At 70.3% G+C, this 16,889-nt stretch carries 23 protein-coding genes and 1 riboswitch; of the genes, 4 read left to right on the forward strand and 19 right to left on the reverse strand.

Features of this window, described 5'->3' with window-relative positions; translation table 11 throughout:
• Positions 1-287: 287 nt before the first annotated feature.
• The 16 genes from VGE38_RS08580 to VGE38_RS08655 form a co-directional block, all read right to left on the reverse strand.
• Complete coding sequence (locus VGE38_RS08580) at positions 288-926, reverse strand: hypothetical protein (protein ID WP_331142117.1); 639 nt, start codon at positions 924-926, stop codon at positions 288-290.
• Positions 927-970: 44 nt separating this feature from the next.
• Complete coding sequence (locus tag VGE38_RS08585; protein ID WP_331142118.1) at positions 971-2,614, reverse strand: phage tail tape measure protein; 1,644 nt, start codon at positions 2,612-2,614, stop codon at positions 971-973.
• Positions 2,615-2,713: 99 nt separating this feature from the next.
• On the reverse strand, positions 2,714-3,043 hold the full coding sequence (locus VGE38_RS08590) for a hypothetical protein (protein ID WP_331142119.1): 330 nt from the start codon (positions 3,041-3,043) through the stop codon (positions 2,714-2,716).
• The gene (locus VGE38_RS08595) at positions 3,043-3,414 is read right to left on the reverse strand and encodes a hypothetical protein (protein WP_331142120.1); all 372 of its coding nucleotides are present in this window, start codon (positions 3,412-3,414) and stop codon (positions 3,043-3,045) included. Before VGE38_RS08595 ends, VGE38_RS08590 begins: the two co-directional genes overlap by 1 nt.
• A 5-nt stretch (positions 3,415-3,419) precedes the next feature.
• A complete protein-coding gene (locus VGE38_RS08600) occupies positions 3,420-3,860 on the reverse strand; it encodes a hypothetical protein (RefSeq protein ID WP_331142121.1) in 441 nt (146 codons plus the stop codon).
• 15 nt (positions 3,861-3,875) lie between these two features.
• Positions 3,876-4,295, reverse strand: a complete 420-nt coding sequence (locus tag VGE38_RS08605; RefSeq protein ID WP_331142122.1) for a hypothetical protein — start codon at positions 4,293-4,295, stop codon at positions 3,876-3,878.
• 12 nt (positions 4,296-4,307) lie between these two features.
• A complete protein-coding gene (locus VGE38_RS08610) occupies positions 4,308-4,655 on the reverse strand; it encodes a hypothetical protein (protein WP_331142123.1) in 348 nt (115 codons plus the stop codon).
• On the reverse strand, positions 4,652-5,011 hold the full coding sequence (locus tag VGE38_RS08615) for a hypothetical protein (RefSeq protein ID WP_331142124.1): 360 nt from the start codon (positions 5,009-5,011) through the stop codon (positions 4,652-4,654). Before VGE38_RS08615 ends, VGE38_RS08610 begins: the two co-directional genes overlap by 4 nt.
• Before the next feature lie 3 nt (positions 5,012-5,014).
• Positions 5,015-5,323: a hypothetical protein gene (locus tag VGE38_RS08620; protein ID WP_331142125.1), complete on the reverse strand. Its 309-nt coding sequence runs from the start codon at positions 5,321-5,323 to the stop codon at positions 5,015-5,017.
• A complete protein-coding gene (locus VGE38_RS08625; protein ID WP_331142126.1) occupies positions 5,323-6,954 on the reverse strand; it encodes an HK97 family phage prohead protease in 1,632 nt (543 codons plus the stop codon). Before VGE38_RS08625 ends, VGE38_RS08620 begins: the two co-directional genes overlap by 1 nt.
• Positions 6,947-8,188, reverse strand: coding sequence for a phage portal protein (locus VGE38_RS08630; protein WP_331142127.1), 1,242 nt, complete (start codon positions 8,186-8,188; stop codon positions 6,947-6,949). Before VGE38_RS08630 ends, VGE38_RS08625 begins: the two co-directional genes overlap by 8 nt.
• Before the next feature lie 37 nt (positions 8,189-8,225).
• Entirely contained in the window at positions 8,226-10,097 is a 1,872-nt protein-coding gene (locus tag VGE38_RS08635) for an HNH endonuclease (protein WP_331142128.1), read from the reverse strand.
• Positions 10,094-10,357: a hypothetical protein gene (locus VGE38_RS08640; RefSeq protein ID WP_331142129.1), complete on the reverse strand. Its 264-nt coding sequence runs from the start codon at positions 10,355-10,357 to the stop codon at positions 10,094-10,096. The genes VGE38_RS08635 and VGE38_RS08640 overlap by 4 nt, the downstream gene beginning before the upstream one ends.
• Positions 10,354-11,322: a hypothetical protein gene (locus VGE38_RS08645; protein ID WP_331142130.1), complete on the reverse strand. Its 969-nt coding sequence runs from the start codon at positions 11,320-11,322 to the stop codon at positions 10,354-10,356. Before VGE38_RS08645 ends, VGE38_RS08640 begins: the two co-directional genes overlap by 4 nt.
• Positions 11,319-11,612: a hypothetical protein gene (locus tag VGE38_RS08650; protein ID WP_331142131.1), complete on the reverse strand. Its 294-nt coding sequence runs from the start codon at positions 11,610-11,612 to the stop codon at positions 11,319-11,321. Before VGE38_RS08650 ends, VGE38_RS08645 begins: the two co-directional genes overlap by 4 nt.
• A complete protein-coding gene (locus VGE38_RS08655) occupies positions 11,609-11,806 on the reverse strand; it encodes a helix-turn-helix transcriptional regulator (protein ID WP_331142132.1) in 198 nt (65 codons plus the stop codon). The genes VGE38_RS08650 and VGE38_RS08655 overlap by 4 nt, the downstream gene beginning before the upstream one ends.
• Before the next feature lie 98 nt (positions 11,807-11,904).
• Between VGE38_RS08655 and VGE38_RS08660 the strand changes: the two genes are divergently transcribed.
• Together VGE38_RS08660 and VGE38_RS08665 are read left to right on the forward strand one after the other, a co-directional pair.
• Positions 11,905-12,399 (forward strand): helix-turn-helix domain-containing protein, encoded by a 495-nt coding sequence (locus tag VGE38_RS08660; protein WP_331142133.1) that lies wholly within the window; start codon positions 11,905-11,907, stop codon positions 12,397-12,399.
• Positions 12,374-13,468, forward strand: coding sequence for a tyrosine-type recombinase/integrase (locus VGE38_RS08665; protein WP_331142134.1), 1,095 nt, complete (start codon positions 12,374-12,376; stop codon positions 13,466-13,468). Before VGE38_RS08660 ends, VGE38_RS08665 begins: the two co-directional genes overlap by 26 nt.
• Before the next feature lie 15 nt (positions 13,469-13,483).
• Here the strand turns inward: VGE38_RS08665 and VGE38_RS08670 are convergent, their stop codons facing one another.
• Positions 13,484-14,026: a hypothetical protein gene (locus VGE38_RS08670; RefSeq protein WP_331142135.1), complete on the reverse strand. Its 543-nt coding sequence runs from the start codon at positions 14,024-14,026 to the stop codon at positions 13,484-13,486.
• A gap of 140 nt (positions 14,027-14,166) precedes the next feature.
• On the opposite strand from VGE38_RS08670, the gene VGE38_RS08675 reads away from it, so the two are divergent.
• Complete coding sequence (locus VGE38_RS08675) at positions 14,167-14,379, forward strand: hypothetical protein (protein WP_331142136.1); 213 nt, start codon at positions 14,167-14,169, stop codon at positions 14,377-14,379.
• Positions 14,380-14,496: 117 nt separating this feature from the next.
• A complete protein-coding gene (locus tag VGE38_RS08680; protein ID WP_331142137.1) occupies positions 14,497-15,150 on the forward strand; it encodes a PilZ domain-containing protein in 654 nt (217 codons plus the stop codon).
• Positions 15,151-15,164: 14 nt separating this feature from the next.
• Here VGE38_RS08680 and VGE38_RS08685 read toward each other — a convergent pair whose 3' ends face one another.
• Positions 15,165-15,767 (reverse strand): C40 family peptidase, encoded by a 603-nt coding sequence (locus tag VGE38_RS08685; RefSeq protein WP_331142138.1) that lies wholly within the window; start codon positions 15,765-15,767, stop codon positions 15,165-15,167.
• A gap of 3 nt (positions 15,768-15,770) precedes the next feature.
• A riboswitch (cyclic di-AMP (ydaO/yuaA leader) is annotated at positions 15,771-15,924 on the reverse strand.
• A gap of 174 nt (positions 15,925-16,098) precedes the next feature.
• Positions 16,099-16,887, reverse strand: a complete 789-nt coding sequence (locus VGE38_RS08690) for an HAD-IIA family hydrolase (RefSeq protein ID WP_331142139.1) — start codon at positions 16,885-16,887, stop codon at positions 16,099-16,101.
• Positions 16,888-16,889: the final 2 nt, after the last annotated feature.

Genomic DNA, 16,889 nt, shown 5'->3' on the forward strand with positions numbered 1-16,889 from the left:
GCAGCGCCTCAAGCTCTTTCCGGGAATGCTTAGGTCGACCCAAGACCGGCGGCCCCCCTAGCACATCCCACGGACAGAATGACACGGATAGTAGTGCTACCGGGAATGCCAGCGCTGTGGTTTACCTCAACCCGGTGACGAGGTGGACTAGACAGGGCTCGTCCTTCATCTCCGTGGCTCCGGCGGCTAGACCTGTCGGATCATGTCCCCATCCATCTCACCCGTGCGTCAACGTCGTGTCCCCCGCCGCCGGGCTCGTGCTGGCGTGGTGTGCCTCGAGGTGACGGTCAGGCGGCTGCACGCCGTCGTCTCTCGGCGCTGCGCTTGCACCGTCGACACTCCCACACCCCCGCTGCCTTCTGCACGCCGTGCTCGGCACGGTTGTGGCCAGACCGGCACGTCTCGCCGGCCTTCTTGGCCTGCGGCGGCGTCTCGTCGTCGAACCAGACTGCCCGGATCTTGGCACGCGCGGAGAGCACCCGGTAGTAGAAGCCGTGGTACTTCATGCCGAGCGCCGCGGCCGCATCCGCAACCACGTTGTCGAAGGCCGCCAAGGTCACGATGGCCTCGTACTGATCGGGGGTCAGAACGCTCAGAACGCGCGGCAGCGCGAGGATCTCGAGCAGGTGGTCGCTGAACCCGTCGTCGGTCCGTTGCTTGCTGATCGGCCGCCAGTAGCGATCGAACTTCGGTGCCGGCTGCCCGGCGTCTGCCAGGCCGTGGTGGTGGCGATGCTCGGAAACCATCTTGTCCAGCTCGCGGAGGCCTGCGACCACCAGCCGGTACTGCGCCGGAAACTCCGGGCTGACGAAGAGCTCGTCCACGATGCCATGCCATGCGGTCGCGAGTCGGTCGTCGTAGTCGAGGCTGTGGCTGAGCCCGTGACGCCTGACGGCCATCCGGGCCATGCGGTTGAGGTCGCCCATGGTGTATCCCCACGCGACGACGGCAGTGTCCGAGACGATGCTCATCAACGCCTCTTCTGCCGTGACTGCCCGGCCTTCTTGTTGATCTGACTACCGAACTCGGCGCCCGTGCGCACAGCGTTCCGGCGACTCTCCAAGAGGAGATCAGCGTGCCGCCGTTCGTTGCGCGCGCCCTCAGCGGTCAGCTCGCTGAGAATTGCCTGCAGCGTGCCGAGCAGGGAGTCGCCTGAGAGGTCGTAGCGGTCAAGCGGGATGACCGCCTCGCGGCCGCCAGGGTTGTCGCCGATCATCGCCAGCGTGGGGCCAGTGGTGATGCCGCCTTGGGCCAGGTGCGGGATGTTCGGCGGGTTGATGTGGACGTCGGGCGCGCCGGGGATCTTGACCTTGAACTCGAGCGCGGCGTTGATTTTGTCGATCCCGGAGTTGACGAGCTTCTTCACCGCGTTCCAGATGCTGGAGGCGATGTTGCCGATGAAGCCGGCGGCGCTCTTGATCCCGTCGATGATCTTGCCCATCAGGGAGGCGCCGGCGTCGCGGAACTTCGAGGCGAGGGCCAGGATCTTGCCGGGGACGCCGCGGATGAAGGTCACGACGTCGCTGAAGCCGCCGGTGATCTTCTGCTTCATGGTGGTGGCGAAGTCGCCGATCTTGCCGAGGGCGCTCCTGACGCTCTCCAAGGCGGCCTTCGCGCCGTTCCAGAGCCCGACCGCGGCGCTCTTGACCACGGCGAGGGCGCCGCTGACAACGTCGCGGAAGGTCTCGCTGCGCTTGTAGGCGATGACGATGCCGGCGACCAGGGCGGCCACAGCGATGATGATCAGCCCGATGGGGTTGGCGGACATCACGACGTTCAGCGCCGTCTGAACGGCTGTGTAGGCCTTCACGGCCGCGGAGATGGACCAGACGACGGCCAGCAGCCCGCCGAAGGCACCGACGAGCACAGCGACGAGCTTCTGGTTGCGGTCGATCCAGTCGACGGCTCGCAGCCCGGCGTCGGTCAGGCTCGCCATGATCGGGAGCAGCTTCTGCCCGATGGTCTCCTGCAGCTCGCCGTACTGGACCGAGAGGATCTTGGCCTTGCCCGCCTCGGTGTCGGCGGCGTTTGCTGCCGCGCCGCCGTAGGTGGCCTGCAGGTCCTTGCGGATCTCGGCGAAGGTCTTGGTCTTGCCGGCGGCGTCCTTGGTGGCGACGCCGAGCCGGGACAGGCCGCCGACGGAGCCGTTCTGCGCCTTGGCGAGGGCCTCGGTGACGGTGGTGAGCGGCTTGCCGGTGGCCGCGGAGATGTCCATCGCCTGCGAAGCGAGCTTCTGCGCCTCGCCGACGTCCTTGGTCACTGCGGTCAGACGTGCCATCGCTGGACGGAGCTCGTCGTCGGCGACGCCGAGGGCCTTGCCCTGGGCGGTGATCCACTTCTCAACCGAGGCGACCTGTGCGTCGGTGGCGCCGGCCGCATGCCGGAGCGTCTGCGCCATCTTCGCCGCAGCGGCGGCATCCTCGCCGGCGCCCTTCGCGAACGACACGGCCGCGGCGGCCGCGCCGGCCAGTCCGACCGCCAGAGCCTTCCCCGCGACGTTGCCCGCCTTCTGCAGAGTGGCGCCCGACTTCGACACCTTGGCCGCGGTGCGGTCGAGGGAGCGGTCGATGTCGCGGGTGTCACCCAGGATCGCGATGCGGATCGCGCCGGCCATCTGGCTACCTCCTCTGGTTGGCCTCGTTGACGAGCTGGATGAACTGGTCTCGCTGGAGCCGGGTCAGCCTGAGGTACTCGCTCGGCTGTACGCCGGTCCTCAGGCAGAAGTCGGCGAGGTCATGGGCTGCGACTCGAGCAGCGACTCGTCTTTTCCCTCCGGCGTCACCGGGTCGTCCGGGTCGACCTCGTTGGGCTCGTCGACGAAGTACTCGTTGAGCTGCTTGATGGAGAGCTCCATCGCCCGGGCCCTGGCGTCGCGCTCGTTGCTGCCCGCACGGCGCAGCGTGACGAACACCAGAGCCCGGAGGAAGGTGAACGGCCGCCCGCTCAGGGTCGAGATGTCCTCGCCGAAGATCTTCAGGATCCCGGCCTCCTCGAAGCCGTTGAGGCTCTCGAAGACCTCGTTGGCGGTGTACTCGCTCGTCATCAGTCCAGTCCGTTCTTCCTGATCAGCACGCTGATCTCGTCGTCCAACATGGCTGCCGCTTCGGTCGCCATCACGGCATCGGTCTGGGCGGTGAAGCTGGCCGGCGCGATGTTCCGCTCCGGCCAGCCGTAGTTGATGGGCGCGGCGTACGGCACCGTGGCGCGGCCGACGGTGACGACGGCCTTGCCCTTGGCGCGGTTGCCGCGTGCGGAGGCGCGGAGCCGGCCGGTGCGGGCCGGGATGAACCCCTGCATCACGGACGTGGCCCGGGCAGCGATACGCGCCATCGCGTCCTTCAGCTCGTTGACGTCCACGCCGAGCGCCTGGAGCTCGCGGACGGTCTCCCGCAGCCCCTCGATCCTTGCCGGCATCCGGGTCACGCTCCTTCGAGGACGGTCGCCGGGTAGCTGCTGTCGGTCAGCCGCTCAGGGCGGTCGTGGATCGCCCACACGACCTGGGTGGTCATGACCGCCCGTGGCGACGGGTTGGCGTCGCCCCCGACCAGGCCGCCGTCGGGCTCGGTGACGGTGACCGTGCCGCTGTAGTGCGGCTCGCTGTCGCTGGCGTTCTCGTTGCCGTACGGCGCCAGATAGAAGGCAGCCGTCCCGCCGGTCCGCGCCCACATCAGCCCCCACAGCGAGTCCGCAGCGAGGTCCTGGGCGAGCGTGAGCTCCAGCTCGTACAGTCGTACGTTGTCGGCTTCGCCGAGGAGACGCTCGTCGGTGCGGACGCTCGTCATGACTGCCCGCGAGATCGAGGCGCTGTAGTCGACGCCGTCGATCGCGAGGAGCAGGTGGCGGGTGCCGAGTCGGGGCATGACAGCGGCGGCCGGTCAGGCGGTGATCTTGGTCGGCTTGCCGGTCAGCGCCCACTCGACCTCGATGACGGCGACGGCGCTGGTCGAGGCGTTGGCCTCGGCGCCGAGGAAGTCCCCGTCGGGCTCGGCGACGACTGCGGTGAAGCCGTAGTGCGGCTGGCTGACACTGGGGAGCTCGTTGCCGTAGGGCGCGTAGACGCCGTCGACCTCGGTGCCCGCGCCGGTCCAGATGAGGTCCCACAGCGTGCCCGAGGCGTGGTCCTGGGCGATCGTCATCGCCAGGGCGTAGTCCCGGGACCCGCCGGAGCGGGCGGAGGCGAAGCTGGTGAAGTCGCTCTCGGACTCGCCGCTGGTGATGACGGCCTTGGAGACCTCGTCGGAGCGGTCGATGCTCTCGACCTCGAGCGAGATCAGGCGGGGGATGACTCTGGGCATGGTGTGTTCCTCTCAGCCCTCGCGGGCACCTTCGACGATCACGCCGTTGACGGCGGCGCCGGCCCCGATCTGGAGCTGCGCGGGGGTGATCGACTGGACGCTGATCTCGGCCTCGAGGGCGTCGGCCAACTCGGTGGTGTGGTCGTCGAGCCACTTCTCGGCGTCCGCGACGTTCTGGGCCAGCGCGACCCAGACCTGCCATGTGTCGACGTAGCCGAAGCCGGTGGCGGACCGCTTGCGGTTCGCGAGCCGGACGCAGCCGTCTCCGGGCTTGAGGCTCTGTCGGTGGTACGGCGTGCAGCTGATGCCGGTGACCGTGTTGGCTGCGGCGGCGATGGCCTGACGGGTCGCGGCGCTCATCCGACCTTCCGCTTCCTGTGCGGCGCCTCGAGTCGGCGAACCTCGGCGTCGGTGCCGCCGACCTGGGTCGCCAGCGCAGCAGCGTCCGTCACCGTCGCCTGCACGCCGAGCGGCAGCGCCCGGACGGCGAGGTTGTGCGCGACCCGCCGGCACAGTGCCTCGGCCAACGCCGGCACGTCGGCGTACCTCGGCAGCCCCGCATCGTCGACCGGGACCCGACAGCGGCTCCGCTGATCGGCCATCTCCGCCCGGAGGGCGTCCTCTACGACGGCGGCGTCAGGTCCGTACCACGGGCCGCCCGAGGCGGCCGCGAGGTAGGCGGACAGGTCGACGTCGGTGCCGGGGATGATGGGCACGGCTCAGCCTTCGGCCTTCGGGGTGCGCACGACCTTCGACTCGTCCTTCGGGTCGTGAAGCTCCCACCGGCCGTCGGCAGGGCGGACGTTGCCGTGGTCATCGTGGCCCCGCTTCCCCTTCCGCTCCTCCTCGGAGGGAACCTCGGAAGCCTGGTCGACGGCCAGGAGGCCCTTGCGAGCCTTCCCAGCCGTCTCCAGGGCGACGACGCGCTGTACCTCCGCGTCGTCGACCCCGTCGAGCGCCGCGAGCACCTGCGGGACGGTGAAGTTGCCCGGGTCGGACTCGCCGAGGATGAACACCTGGTCGCTCATCAGGCGTCCGCGGTGGTGTAGTCGACGGGCTTCACGTCGCTGTCCCGCAGGATCGCGGTCGCGGTGTACCCCCAGATGCCCATGTCGATGGACTTCAGCTGGTACTCGAACTTGAACTGCTTCGGCGCCGACGCCCACGCCCAGACCGACGACGGCACGAAGTTGTACGACGTCTTGTCGTTGCCCGTGCCGAGGGCCCAGGCGGCGCGAACGGTCTGGTTGCCGACCTGGACGCGGTCGAAGCCGCCATCGGTGGTGCCCTGGGCGTTGGTCGGGCCGAGCACGGGCAGCAGCGGCCGGCCGGCGGCGTCCTTCGCGGCGACGAGCGCCGGGAACAGGTTGCCGTCGGCCGCGAACGCGGTGAACCGGTTGCCGCCGCGGACGAACTGCAGCCCGGCGAAGTAGCCGGTCAGCGCGCCGACCAGCGCGCCGTCGGTCGCGCCGGCCAGGTTGAGCTCCGCCGTGCCGACCGTGGCGAGGGCCGTGGCGATCTTCGCCTCGATGGCCTCGAAGTAGGCGTTGACCATCTCGTTCCAGATGATCTGGTCGGCCTGCGGCGAGCCGCCCTGGTCCCACACCTCGCGGTTGATCTCGATCTTGCCGCTGACCGGGCCCGGGGTGATGGTCTGGCTGGTGGCGGCGAACGCGCCTGGCGTCGGCTCGACACCCTCGGTGTGGTTGCCGACCAGCCCGGAGGCGGACGAGAACTTCGGCACCGTGAACGGCGTCTTGTCCTCGAGCGTGCCGGTGGAGACGAGCTCCCACAGCGGCCGCGTGTAGGCGAGCTGAGGGACGTAGAGCTCGGGCCGGTTCTGCGTCGGGTTCAGCGCACCGGTGTTGGTCGAGGTCACGGCGAACCGGGCGAACGCCTCCTCCATGAACGTCTCGAGCCGCTGCCGCGCCTCCCCGTCGTTGGAGAAGTACGCCGCCTGGATGTCGGCACTGAAGGAGTGCTCGCCCTTCGTGCCGTCGAAGCGGTACGGCAACTCCTCCGTCACTGCGGCCGCGCCGCCGGCGGCCGCGGGGACGATCTCGCGCTGCGGGAACTGCAACGTGCTGAACGCCTCGGTGATGCCGTCCCTGACAGCGGTCGTGACCTGGCTGAAGTCCGCGGCGGGCTCCACGGTCTGGGTGGTCTCGTCGCCCATGGTGGGCTCCTTCCGGGTTTGCGCGGCCGACGCCGCGACGCTGTGGATCCGGGCGTCCTCGAACGCCGGGACCGGGGTGATGGACACTTCTCGCAGCGGGACCGCGACGGCGTGCTGGATGCCGTCCTTCGCGGCGAACCTGCCGGGAGTGCCGAGCCCGATGCTCAGCCCGTCCCAGACACCCTCGGCAGCCATCGACAAGGCCTCGTCACCGGCGGCGCCCTTGGCGATCCGCGCGGTGACCCACAGGCCCTCGTCGGTATCGTCGAAACCCGTCACGACACCGACGGCTCGGTCGAAGTCGTGGGCGATGAGGATCTTCACGCGGCTCGGGTCGCTCCAGTTGAGCGTGCCCTTGCTGAACTGGAAGCCCTTCGCGGTGGTGCCGTACGGGACCGCCAGTCCCTTGATGGTGCGCTTGGCCTCGTCGACCTCGAAGCGGGCTGCGACCGGGTTGTCGAAGGTGGTGAGCTGCTCAGGCACTGGCGGCGTCCTCGTTCTCGGTGGCCGGTAGCACACGGAGCGGCGCGGCCGGGGTGGTCGGTTCCTCGAGCGGCGGCTTGCCCTCGGCGTCGCGGATCTCGTTCTTGTCGGCGTACGCGCCGACCCGCAGGCCTGCCTCGTAGGTCTGGAAGCGGGTGAGGTCGTCGGAGCGCAGGAAGTCCGACAGATTCGTCTTCGCGACGTAGCCGCGCGGCGTCACGTCCGGCATCGACAGCCGCTCCTCGACCGCGAGCATGTAGCCGCGCAACGTGTCCTGGATCCGGGCCTGCTTGCGGTCGAAGGCGTTGAAGTAGGTTCGCGACGTCGTCGAGACACCGAGGTCCTCCGGGTCGACGCCGGCGCAACGGGCGATCTCCAGCACCGCGTGCTGCCGCGCCTCGGCCATCTGCAGCTGCTCGGGGTTCCAGCCCGCGCTGTTGTACCTCAGCGCGGCCGGGACGTAACCGGTCGAGCGGGCCTGGCGGCTGGTCTGCCAGTCCTCGAGGATCTCTGCGATCTCGTCGTCGTCCGCGGGGTCGACACCGTCGGCCGGCGTGAAGTAGTCGAGCGGCGGCGCCCCTTCGGCGTGCCGGCGTGCCGCGTCGTCGAGCATCAGGCAGGTCCGGATGGCGCGGGCGCCGGCGACCAGGAGCGGCTCGTTCGGCGACTCGAAGTGGATCAGCTGGTCGTCGGGAACCCACTCGGTGTACTGGCCGTGGTGACCCGCGCGGGTGACGAACACCCGGTTGTCCTGCTGCACCGTGATGGCGCGCGGGTCAAGCCGTCGCACATGCCGCGGATAGCCGTTCCACTCCGACTCGACGATCAGCCACCAGGCGTGCTTGTCGTGCAGCAGGTCGGCGTACGTCTCCGCCATCGTGACCGACCGGGGCCGGTCCTTCTCCGGCTGCTCGAACAGCGCCCGCGACACCTTCCGTCGATCCGGGCCGAGCAGATCGATCGGCAGGGTCGACAGGGTCGTCGCGATGAGCTCCTGCGACCGCTTCACCGCGGGCACCTGCAGCGCAGACCGGCGGTCGATCCGAGGGGACGGTGCGACCGGTGAGGCGTAAGACGTCAGCCCGAACACCGACGGCGGGACCGACGCCTCGTCGACCGCGAACGTGGCCGGCCGGTGCTCGTCCCTGACCTCGGGCACGACCGGCCGGCCAGCGACGAAACGCGACCAGAAGCCCACCCAGAAATCGTCCGGGAACGCCTCCGCGAAAGCCATGAGCCGAGGTGCGCACGATCTGCGCACCTCAGCGTGACTAGGTGCGCCGCACGCCTGCCGGCAGCACGATCCGAGGTCGCCCCGGCCCCGCCGAGCGCGCCGCCGCAGCCGCCCACGCCGCCGCCTTCACCCCGTCCGCCCGGGTCTGCGACCGCAGCCGCGGCCCGTTCGCACCCGGCGCCGTCCGCACCGCCAGCACCTGCTCCGTCAGCTGCTCGCCCCCGTCGTGCCGCAGCACCTCGGCCGCGAGCAGCCGGTCGAGCTCGAGGACAGCCCCGACCACGTGGCCGGCCGCCGCCCGAACCTTCACCTTCGCCTCAGCCCAGGCCGGGTCGGTCGCGATGCTCGCCCCGACGTCGGCCGTGCCCCGGAACCCGGACGCCGCCACCGACGCGGCCGCCGAACCTAAGTCCGGCACCCCGACCACGGCGACCAGCACATGGTCACCGAGCCGCCAGGCGAACGCGACCGACACCCCGTCGGCGAACCACGACTCCACGGCCACAGCCGCCGGCGGCCCGGCCGGGACAGCAGCGGTCAACCGACCCCACGCCTCGGCGTCGACCAGCTTGCTCTCGCCGGCCCGCGCCAGGCTCCGCAGATCCCACCTGTTCAGGAACTGGCACTCGAAGCCGCGCACCGGATCCGGGTCGTCGAACTCCGGGTCGTCCTCACCGGCCAAGGCCTTGGCGTACTTCGACGCGACGAACGCCGCCCGCTCCTCGTCCCAGTACGGCGACGCCGCCCGCCACACCTCCGGGTCCGAAGGGTCCGCTCCCGGCGGCGCACCCCACCACAGCACCAGCGCCGCCGGATCGTTCTCCGACAGCCCGACCGCCAGCGCGGTCCGCATCGTGCTCGTCGCTCGCCGATGGGACGTCGACGTCATGACCATCTGCGGAGAGTGCCGCCCCATCAGCGAAGGCTCCAGGCCCTCGCTCACGGTCGCAGGCTGGACATCCCATCCCTCGTCGACCAGAGCGAGCGTCGTGTCCCAGCCGTACGTCGCCAGCTGCGCCCGAACCAGCCACACGTCGCCGCCCGGCGTCTCGATCGACTCCTTGCCGTTGCCGGCCGTGACCGACCGCGGACCCCAGTGCAGCTTGGCCCAGCGCCACGCCTCCTTCTGCGCCTTCCGGCACACCGCCAGGTCCGACCCGGTGTGGATGATCTCCTGCCGCTCCCCGAACAGCTCGGCACCGTGCTCCATCCGCCACATCGCGAGACCGCGCAGACCCACGCTCTTGCCCGCACGCCGCGGCCCGGTCTCCGTGACGTCCCGCTTCAGCAGCCGCCCGTCGGCGTCGTGCTGAAGCTTCAGCACCAACCCGAGCCTCTGCCACCAGCGCAGCGTCTTCCCCTCGACCGCCTCGATCCACGCGATCGCGCCCTCCGGGCACACCGCCCGCACGAAGCACTGCTCGGCGTACGACCCCACCGCATCCGGGTGCAGCGGACTCACCGCCAGGGGTGGGGAGCTGCTCTCGTCCGGGTCGAGGTACGGCTTGAGCCAGGTTGGCGCCGCCTGCACGAACGTGGCCCACGAGAGGTCGTCCGGGATCAGGAACGGCGCCGCATGGGCATCGGAGAGAGATCTAGGGAGGGGGGCTGCCACGGTGCTCGGCGCGGGAAGAACGCCGGCGTCGCGGAGCGCCTTCTCGGCGATGGCTTCGCCGCTTGAGCGGTCGGAGCAGGCTCGGTGCTCGGGCTGCCAGTTCGAGGGGACGAGGGTGAGCTCGGGGTATGCGTGGCGGGACTTGATGTGGCCGACGACCCAGCGGTCGGTGGGGTGGACGGTCTTGCGGCAGCGGCCGCAGGGTCGGGGCAGGGTGGGTGCGATGGTGGCTCGGGCGTGGCGGACGTTGGCGCCGGACCAGGTGCTGGAGCGGCGTGTGCTGGTGGTGGTCACGCGGTCTCCTGCTCGGCTTGCTGGGTGGCTGGTCGTGCGAGCACGAGGCGCCGGGTGGTGGAGGCGGGGTCGAGGAGGCGGCGGTCGATGGCCTGGCGTACGGCGCGCCAGACGTCGGTGGGTCGCATCGTCTGGTGGGGGTCGATGGCTCGGCGGAGGTCGCCTTGCTTGAGGTGGTGGCCGTCGTGGTCGAGGGCGTAGATGGCGACGCGGGTCCAGGCGGGTAGGCGGTGGTTGCTGACCTGGTGCTGGATGCTCACGCCGCGCCGCTCCGGGACCAGGCGGTGAGGGCGACGGCGTTCTTGAGCGCAGTGGTGATGGTCTTCTTCCACCTCAGGAAGTCTGCAGCCGGCACGCAGACGTTGAGCTCGACTCCGATCTCGTCATCGCGGTACACCTCGGCGAGCTCGCAGGAGTCTTCCAGGTTGGGAAGGCAGCCGCAGGCGTCCCGTGTGTCCTCGAGCTTCGGTACGAGGTCGTGACGAAGTCGCTTGAGCACCTCGACCACGGCGTCCCAGTCGGCCTCGTAGTCGAACGGATCCTTGGCGAGGATGCCGATCTTGATCTCGACGTGCTCCGCGTTCGAGCCGTCGTCGCGGGTGATCGGGTAGGCGTCGAGGATGCCGATCTCGGGCAGGTCGGTGGCGGGCGTCGGCGGAGCTTCAGCGGAGCCGCCGGGCGCTGCCGGGCTGCCTTCTCCTTCTCCTTCCCTCTCCTCCCTAGCGGTCGGATCGGTACGGGTCGGATCGGTACGGGTCGGATCGGATCGGATCGGATGTCCGTGACTCACGTGCACCGTCACGTCGCTGTCACGCGTGATGGTGCGTGACTGGTCACGTGACGCTGCACGGCACCAGTCAGGGCGGCACATCGAGTGGTCGCCCCTCTTGTGGCGGCGGCTGCGTTCGGCTCGCTCGCGGCTGCCGGCCTTCACCTGGTCGACCTCGTCCTGGGACAGGATGAAGTCGCGCCAGCGCACGAACAGCAGGTCGTCACCGCGCTCCTCCGCCTCGCCTGCTTGGACGAGCTGGCTGACCGCGTCGTCCAGGTCGACGGTGTCGCGCATGAGCTTGCGGAGCCGGCGCCGCGGGACGATGCCGTTGGTGGTCTGTCGGGCGGAGTACCCGAGCGCGGCGAGCATGAGGAGGACGACGTCGGCGTCGAGGTCCTCGATGTGGTCGGAGTCGAGCCAGTCCGACCCAATCTTGACGGACGGTCCGCTCACGGCTGCCCCAGCGCCAGGAGCCAGCGGTGGAGGTCGGCGGGCGGGCCGACGAGCCGGACGTGCACGCCGGCGTCGACGAGCTGGCTGAGGGATCTAGCGGCGCTGTCTTCGGGCTTGCCGGCGTCGGGCAAGTCCGCGATGACGATCTCGACGGTCGAGCCCAGGTCCAGCTCGTCGATGAGGTTCGCGAGCGCGGGGCAGCGTTGGGCGGGCTCGAGCTGGTTGAGGTCAAGGCGTGCGATGGTCGAGACGGAGCCGCGGGCCTCGGTGCGGCCGATGATTCGGCTCATGCCGCGGGGCCGTTCTGGCTGGCCGCGTACTGGTCCTCGAGCCAGCTGTCGATGTCGGACTGCCGGTACATCACGCGGCGGCCGAGCTTGAAGGACTTGGGGCCGGTCCCCTTGTATCGCCAGAACCGGAGGGTGGCCTCCGGGGTGCGGATTCGCTCTGCGAGCTCCTCGATCGTGACGAGTGGGTCGCTCATCGATTGTCACATCCCATCAAGGTGTTGGTGGTGGACCCACAGAATGTATCCGACAAGACGTTGCGGTCAACCCCACATCACGTGTTAGCGTGCGCTTCATGAACGACCAACAGCAACCAGCGGATTCCGTGGATCAGCTCTTCGCAATCCGGGTTCGCTTGCGCCGTGAGGAGCTAGGGCTGTCGCAGAGCGAGGTCGGCCGGCGGATGGCGGACCGAGGCTTCCCGTTCCACCAGACCACGGTGAAGCGGCTTGAGGCTGGCGAGCGGGTGACCCGCCTGGGCGAGGCGAAGGCACTGGCCGAGATCCTTCGCGTGAGCTTGTCGATGCTGATCGCGGAGGGTGAAGGCGGATCGACTGCAGGCGGCGAGCTGGTGACGCTGCGGTCCGAACTCGAGGAGCTCAACGCCAAGGAGAAGCAGCTCCGCGCGAGGGCCGCGGCACTCGACCACCACGTCAACGAGGCCGTCGCCGAGCGGCACGAGGTTCGGCAGAGGCTCGAGACGCTCTGGCTTCGACAGGCTGAACTCTCGGGGCGTTTCCAGGCGCTGAGCGAAGGAGCGGGTGATGGCGAGCATCGCGAAGAGACCTGACGGCCGGTGGAGGGCGCGTTACCGCGACGACGCCGGCAAGGAGCACGCGAAGCACTTTGCACGGAAGGTCGACGCGCAGCGGTGGCTGGACGAGGTCACGGCGTCGATCCTGACCGGGCAGTACGTCGACCCGCGCGCCGGCAAGGTGACGTTCGGCGCCTACGCGACGGCGTGGCAGGCCCGGCAGATGCATCGGACGAACACCCAGGCTGCGGTCGACTCCGCGCTGCGGGTGCACGCGCTTCCCCGTTTCGGTGACCGGCCGATCGCGTCAATCCGGCCTTCCGAGATCCAGCAGTGGGTCCAGGATCTGAGCGGCAAGCTGTCACCGGCCACGGTGCGCGTGACGTATCAGCACCTGCGGTCTGTGTTCCGCGCGGCCGAGCTGGACCGGGTGATCGCGCGGACCCCGTGCGAGCGGGTCACGCTGCCTCGAGTCGAGCGTCCGCACGTCGAGCCACTGCCGACCGCCGTCGTGCTGGCGATCCAGGCGGCGATGCCGGCGAGGTGGGCTGCACTCGTGACGCTGATGGCTGGCACCGGGCTGAGGCCGGGCGAAGCCGCCGGCCTCACCATCGACCGAGTGGACTTCCTGCGGCGGATCCTTCGGGTGGACCGCCAGTTACTGCTGACGCGGCCGCACACGTTTGGCCCGCCGAAGACGCGTTCATCGGTCCGGTCGGTGCCGCTCCCCCAGGTGGTGGTCGACGCGCTGGCAGCTCACATCGCGGCGTACCCGCCAGGCGAGCACGGCCTGATCTTCACGGGCCGCCACGGCGGCCCGGTGAACCGTGACGACGTCGCCCGCTCGTTCAAGGCGGCTGCGCGCGTGGCCGGCGCACCCGCGACGGCAAGGCTCCACGCCCTCCGCCACTACTACGCCTCGCTGCTGATCCGGCACGGCGAGAGCGTGAAGGTCGTGCAGGCCCGGTTGGGGCACGCGTCGGCCAAGGAGACGCTCGACACCTACAGCCACCTCTGGCCGGACTCCGAGGACCTCACGAGGGCCGCGGTCGACGAGGTCCTGGGAGCCGCTGCGGACTCCGCGCGGACCGAGGCAGCGTTGTGAACGCGTTTCCGCAGTTCAGACGGCAGAAAGGACACCGCCCGCAAACTTGCGGATGTTGACCGCGGTGAACCCGCGGCTGATGCCGTCGAGCACGACGTGGAGCCGGTGCCCCTCGGGGAGCATCGCATCGACGAACGGCTGGGAGATGTCGATGCGGCGGCCGCTGGACTTGAGCATCCGCTCCACGAGCTCGTCGACCTGCTCCGCGCTCAGCACGAGGTTCGTCAGCTCGTGGCGGCCGTGACGGGCGACGAAGACGCGGCTCGGGTCGTTGATCCAGACCTCCTCCACCGCCGGGTCGTCGAGCAGCGGTTGCAGCGGCCCGAAGCCCGCCACCCGAGCGACCAGCTCGACCACCACCGCGGCGGGGTCGCCGAGTGCGGCCACCGCGCCGGTGAGGCTGTGCTCGTCGTGCTCGCGGACCACCGCCTCCGCGATGCGGCGGACCACGCCACTGTCGCGCTGCGGGTCGACACCCTCGCGGCGGACCCGCTCACGCACACGCGCATCGAGCAGCTCGACGAGCTGCCCGGACGTTTCAGTGCGCGACGATCCCATGGGCCGGATCCACTTTCCCGAGTGCGGACTCCTGCTGTGCAGAAAGTAGACCTGTCGGCGCCGCGACGGGAAGGGGCACGATCCGACCTGTGGACAGCCGCCCGGCGTACGTCGGCCGCCAACCGGGTACGCGGAAGGGCATGAGTGACGAGAAGCTGGAAGCCATCCAGGCCGTGGTCGACCGGGTCACCTCGTGGCAGGACGGGGCGACCGAGGGCACCGTCGAGCAGGAGTTGCGCGACGGCTTCGCCGAGGCCGGTGTCGACGTCCCGGCCGACGACGTCTCCCGGCTCGCCGAGGCCATCCAGGACAGGCACGGCGCCGTCTCGGCGGCCGAGGTGCTCGGCACCTGAGCTGGGTGGGCGGGGACCGGCCAGGACGCGAGGGGTCCCGGGAGGCACCCCGGGACCAATGGCCCGGCTGGTCCCAATCCCCTTCACCGCGCGTCCCCGATGCCGGAAGATGGGCGCGTGGATGTTCACCCCTCCCTCAACCAGCCGATCCAGCTCATCGGTGAGGACGGTGAGGAGTATCCCAGCCGCGTCGAGGGCGTCGACGACGGCCGTTTGACGGTGGCACGCCCGTTCGGCCTGCCACCCGAGACCACCATGGTCGTCGGCGCCGTCGTGGAGCTGGGCTGGGCCACCGACCTGGCGGCGTTCCGGCGCCCGGTGCGGGTGCTGGACTCCAAGCGCGAGGGCAGCGTCCCGCTCTGGGACATCGAGACGGTCGGGCCGGCGGTCAAGATCCAGCGGCGCGCCCACGTCCGGGTCCCCGTCGGCTCCCCCATGACGATCGTCAGCGACGACGTCACCGTCGCCGCCCTGCTCGTCGACGTCAGCGAGGCGGCGCTGCGTAGCCGGGTCGAGCTGGCCCAGGTCCCCGCTCGAGAGGACGCGGACCAGCCCGACCCGCTGGCCGTCGGACAGCCGGTGACGGTGTCGTTCTCACTCGCGGGGACCGCGTTCTCGCTGCCCGCCGCGGTCTACCGCAACGACGAGATCGGGGCCGGGCGCCGTGAGCTGGTGCTGCCCTTCGTCATCGACGAGAGCCAGGCCACCGACGTCCGCAAGGCGATCTTCGCCGAGCAGATCCGGCTGCGGCAGCTGCGCACCGACCGCTGACGGCTCGACGGGCCTCAGCGACGCAGGGTGCCGCCGAACCAGCTGCCGGTCCAGATCGCCTCGGTGCGCACCCGCGTGCCGGAGTACGGCGCGTGCAGGACGTACTCGCGACCGTGCTTGCGGCCGGCGTACAGGCCGACGTGGTAGACGCGGCCGCCGTTCTGGAAGAACACCAGGTCACCGAGGCGCAGGTTCTTGCGGCTGATGTGTCGCACCCGCCCGGCCTGGGCCGACGAGGTGCGCGGCAGGTCCAGGCCCGCCCGGTGGTAGACGTAGGACGTCAGGCCGGAGCAGTCGAAGGAGCCGGGGCCGGAGCCGCCGTACCGGTAGGGGTCGCCCTTCTGCTGGCGGGCGATCTTGAAGGCCCGCCAGGTCTTGATCTTCAGCACCGCACGGCGGTGGGCGACCCGCTGCGCGCGGGTGCGCTCGGCGGGCTGCGTGGCGGTGGCGCCGGCAGTTGCGGAGGCCGGCGTGGCGGCGGTGGCGGTCGCCGCGGCGGCGCGGCCGGGGCCCGCGGTCGAGACGATGGCCGGGTTGACGGAGAGCAGGGTCAGCGCGAGGGCGCCGACCGCGAGCAGTCGCGGCGCGAGCGAGCGCGCCGAAGCAAGCTGGGGCATGGGTCTGGTTCCTTCCCACGCCTACGAGGTGAGCTGTCGGATTCGGGCGAGGAAGGTGCCCGGCCAGCGTTGCTGGCTTCACCCCGAGCCGCTGCGCGAGGGCGGCGGCGGAAAGTGGTTCCCCCGTTCCTGCCCCATGGTCCAACGGTGGTTCTCGGGTGGAACCGGCACCCGGCGGGGCAGGACTCGGCGTGCTCCGGGGCCGGTTGTCCGCAGGCGCAGACCCCTCGACCGTAGGGACCAAAGTCCCGATCCCCAAGGTCGGCGGCCCGAAATCGGCGTTCTCGTGGCCGGCTTCACACGCGCTTTGCCGTGGCGCGTGACCGCGGTCTCAGATCAGGCCGACGACATCGGCGATCGACTCGAACACCTGGGTCGGGCGGTAGGGGAACAGGTCGACCTGGCTCCGAGCGGTCGAGCCGGTCAGCACCAGGAAGGTCCGCAGACCCGCCTCCAGACCGCTGATGACGTCGGTGTCCATCCGGTCCCCGACCATCACGGTGGTCTCGGAGTGGGCGTCGATGCGGTTGAGGGCGGAGCGCATCATGAGCGGGTTCGGCTTGCCCACGAAGTACGGCGCCCGCCCGGTCGCCGTGCTGATCAGGGCCGCCACCGAGCCGGTGGCCGGCAGCATCCCGTGCTGTGAGGGCCCCGAGGGGTCGGGGTTCGTGGCGATGAAGCGGGCGCCCCCGGCGATGAGCCGGATCGCCTTGGTGATCGCCTCGAAGGAGTAGGTCCGGGTCTCCCCCAGCACCACGTAGTCCGGGTCGCGGTCGGTCATGACGTAGCCAACGTCGTGCAGCGCCGTGGTCAGCCCCGCCTCGCCGACGACGAACGCGCTCCCGCCCGGCCGCTGGTCGGCGAGGAACTGCGCGGTGGCCAGCGCCGAGGTCCAGATGGACTCCTCCGGCACGTCGATGCCGCTGCCCAGCAGCCGGGCGCGCAGGTCGCGGGGCGTGAAGATCGAGTTGTTGGTGAGCACGAGGAACCGGCGGCCGGACGCCTTGAGCCGCTCGACGAACTCGGTGGCGCCGGGGATCGGGACCTCCTCGTGGACGAGGACGCCATCCATGTCGGTCAGCCAGGTCTCCACGGGGTGATCGGTCCTCACGGCACCCATCA

Source organism: Nocardioides sp. (assembly GCF_036405735.1).
Lineage (GTDB): Bacteria > Actinomycetota > Actinomycetes > Propionibacteriales > Nocardioidaceae > Nocardioides.

What these genes read in the sequence shown, in the direction of transcription:
- VGE38_RS08675 (WP_331142136.1), top strand. Translation starts at nt 14,167, where the DNA reads ATGAGTGACGAGAAGCTGGAAGCCATCCAGGCCGTGGTCGACCGGGTC.
- VGE38_RS08585 (WP_331142118.1), bottom strand. Translation starts at nt 2,614, where the DNA reads ATGGCCGGCGCGATCCGCATCGCGATCCTGGGTGACACCCGCGACATC.
- VGE38_RS08620 (WP_331142125.1), bottom strand. Translation starts at nt 5,323, where the DNA reads ATGAGCGACCAGGTGTTCATCCTCGGCGAGTCCGACCCGGGCAACTTC.
- VGE38_RS08670 (WP_331142135.1), bottom strand. Translation starts at nt 14,026, where the DNA reads ATGGGATCGTCGCGCACTGAAACGTCCGGGCAGCTCGTCGAGCTGCTC.
- VGE38_RS08650 (WP_331142131.1), bottom strand. Translation starts at nt 11,612, where the DNA reads ATGAGCCGAATCATCGGCCGCACCGAGGCCCGCGGCTCCGTCTCGACC.
- VGE38_RS08630 (WP_331142127.1), bottom strand. Translation starts at nt 8,188, where the DNA reads ATGGCTTTCGCGGAGGCGTTCCCGGACGATTTCTGGGTGGGCTTCTGG.
- VGE38_RS08600 (WP_331142121.1), bottom strand. Translation starts at nt 3,860, where the DNA reads ATGCCCCGACTCGGCACCCGCCACCTGCTCCTCGCGATCGACGGCGTC.
- VGE38_RS08655 (WP_331142132.1), bottom strand. Translation starts at nt 11,806, where the DNA reads ATGAGCGACCCACTCGTCACGATCGAGGAGCTCGCAGAGCGAATCCGC.
- VGE38_RS08610 (WP_331142123.1), bottom strand. Translation starts at nt 4,655, where the DNA reads ATGAGCGCCGCGACCCGTCAGGCCATCGCCGCCGCAGCCAACACGGTC.
- VGE38_RS08595 (WP_331142120.1), bottom strand. Translation starts at nt 3,414, where the DNA reads ATGCCGGCAAGGATCGAGGGGCTGCGGGAGACCGTCCGCGAGCTCCAG.
- VGE38_RS08690 (WP_331142139.1), bottom strand. Translation starts at nt 16,887, where the DNA reads ATGGGTGCCGTGAGGACCGATCACCCCGTGGAGACCTGGCTGACCGAC.
- VGE38_RS08665 (WP_331142134.1), top strand. Translation starts at nt 12,374, where the DNA reads ATGGCGAGCATCGCGAAGAGACCTGACGGCCGGTGGAGGGCGCGTTAC.
- VGE38_RS08590 (WP_331142119.1), bottom strand. Translation starts at nt 3,043, where the DNA reads ATGACGAGCGAGTACACCGCCAACGAGGTCTTCGAGAGCCTCAACGGC.
- VGE38_RS08660 (WP_331142133.1), top strand. Translation starts at nt 11,905, where the DNA reads ATGAACGACCAACAGCAACCAGCGGATTCCGTGGATCAGCTCTTCGCA.
- VGE38_RS08605 (WP_331142122.1), bottom strand. Translation starts at nt 4,295, where the DNA reads ATGCCCAGAGTCATCCCCCGCCTGATCTCGCTCGAGGTCGAGAGCATC.
- VGE38_RS08580 (WP_331142117.1), bottom strand. Translation starts at nt 926, where the DNA reads ATGGGCGACCTCAACCGCATGGCCCGGATGGCCGTCAGGCGTCACGGG.
- VGE38_RS08685 (WP_331142138.1), bottom strand. Translation starts at nt 15,767, where the DNA reads ATGCCCCAGCTTGCTTCGGCGCGCTCGCTCGCGCCGCGACTGCTCGCG.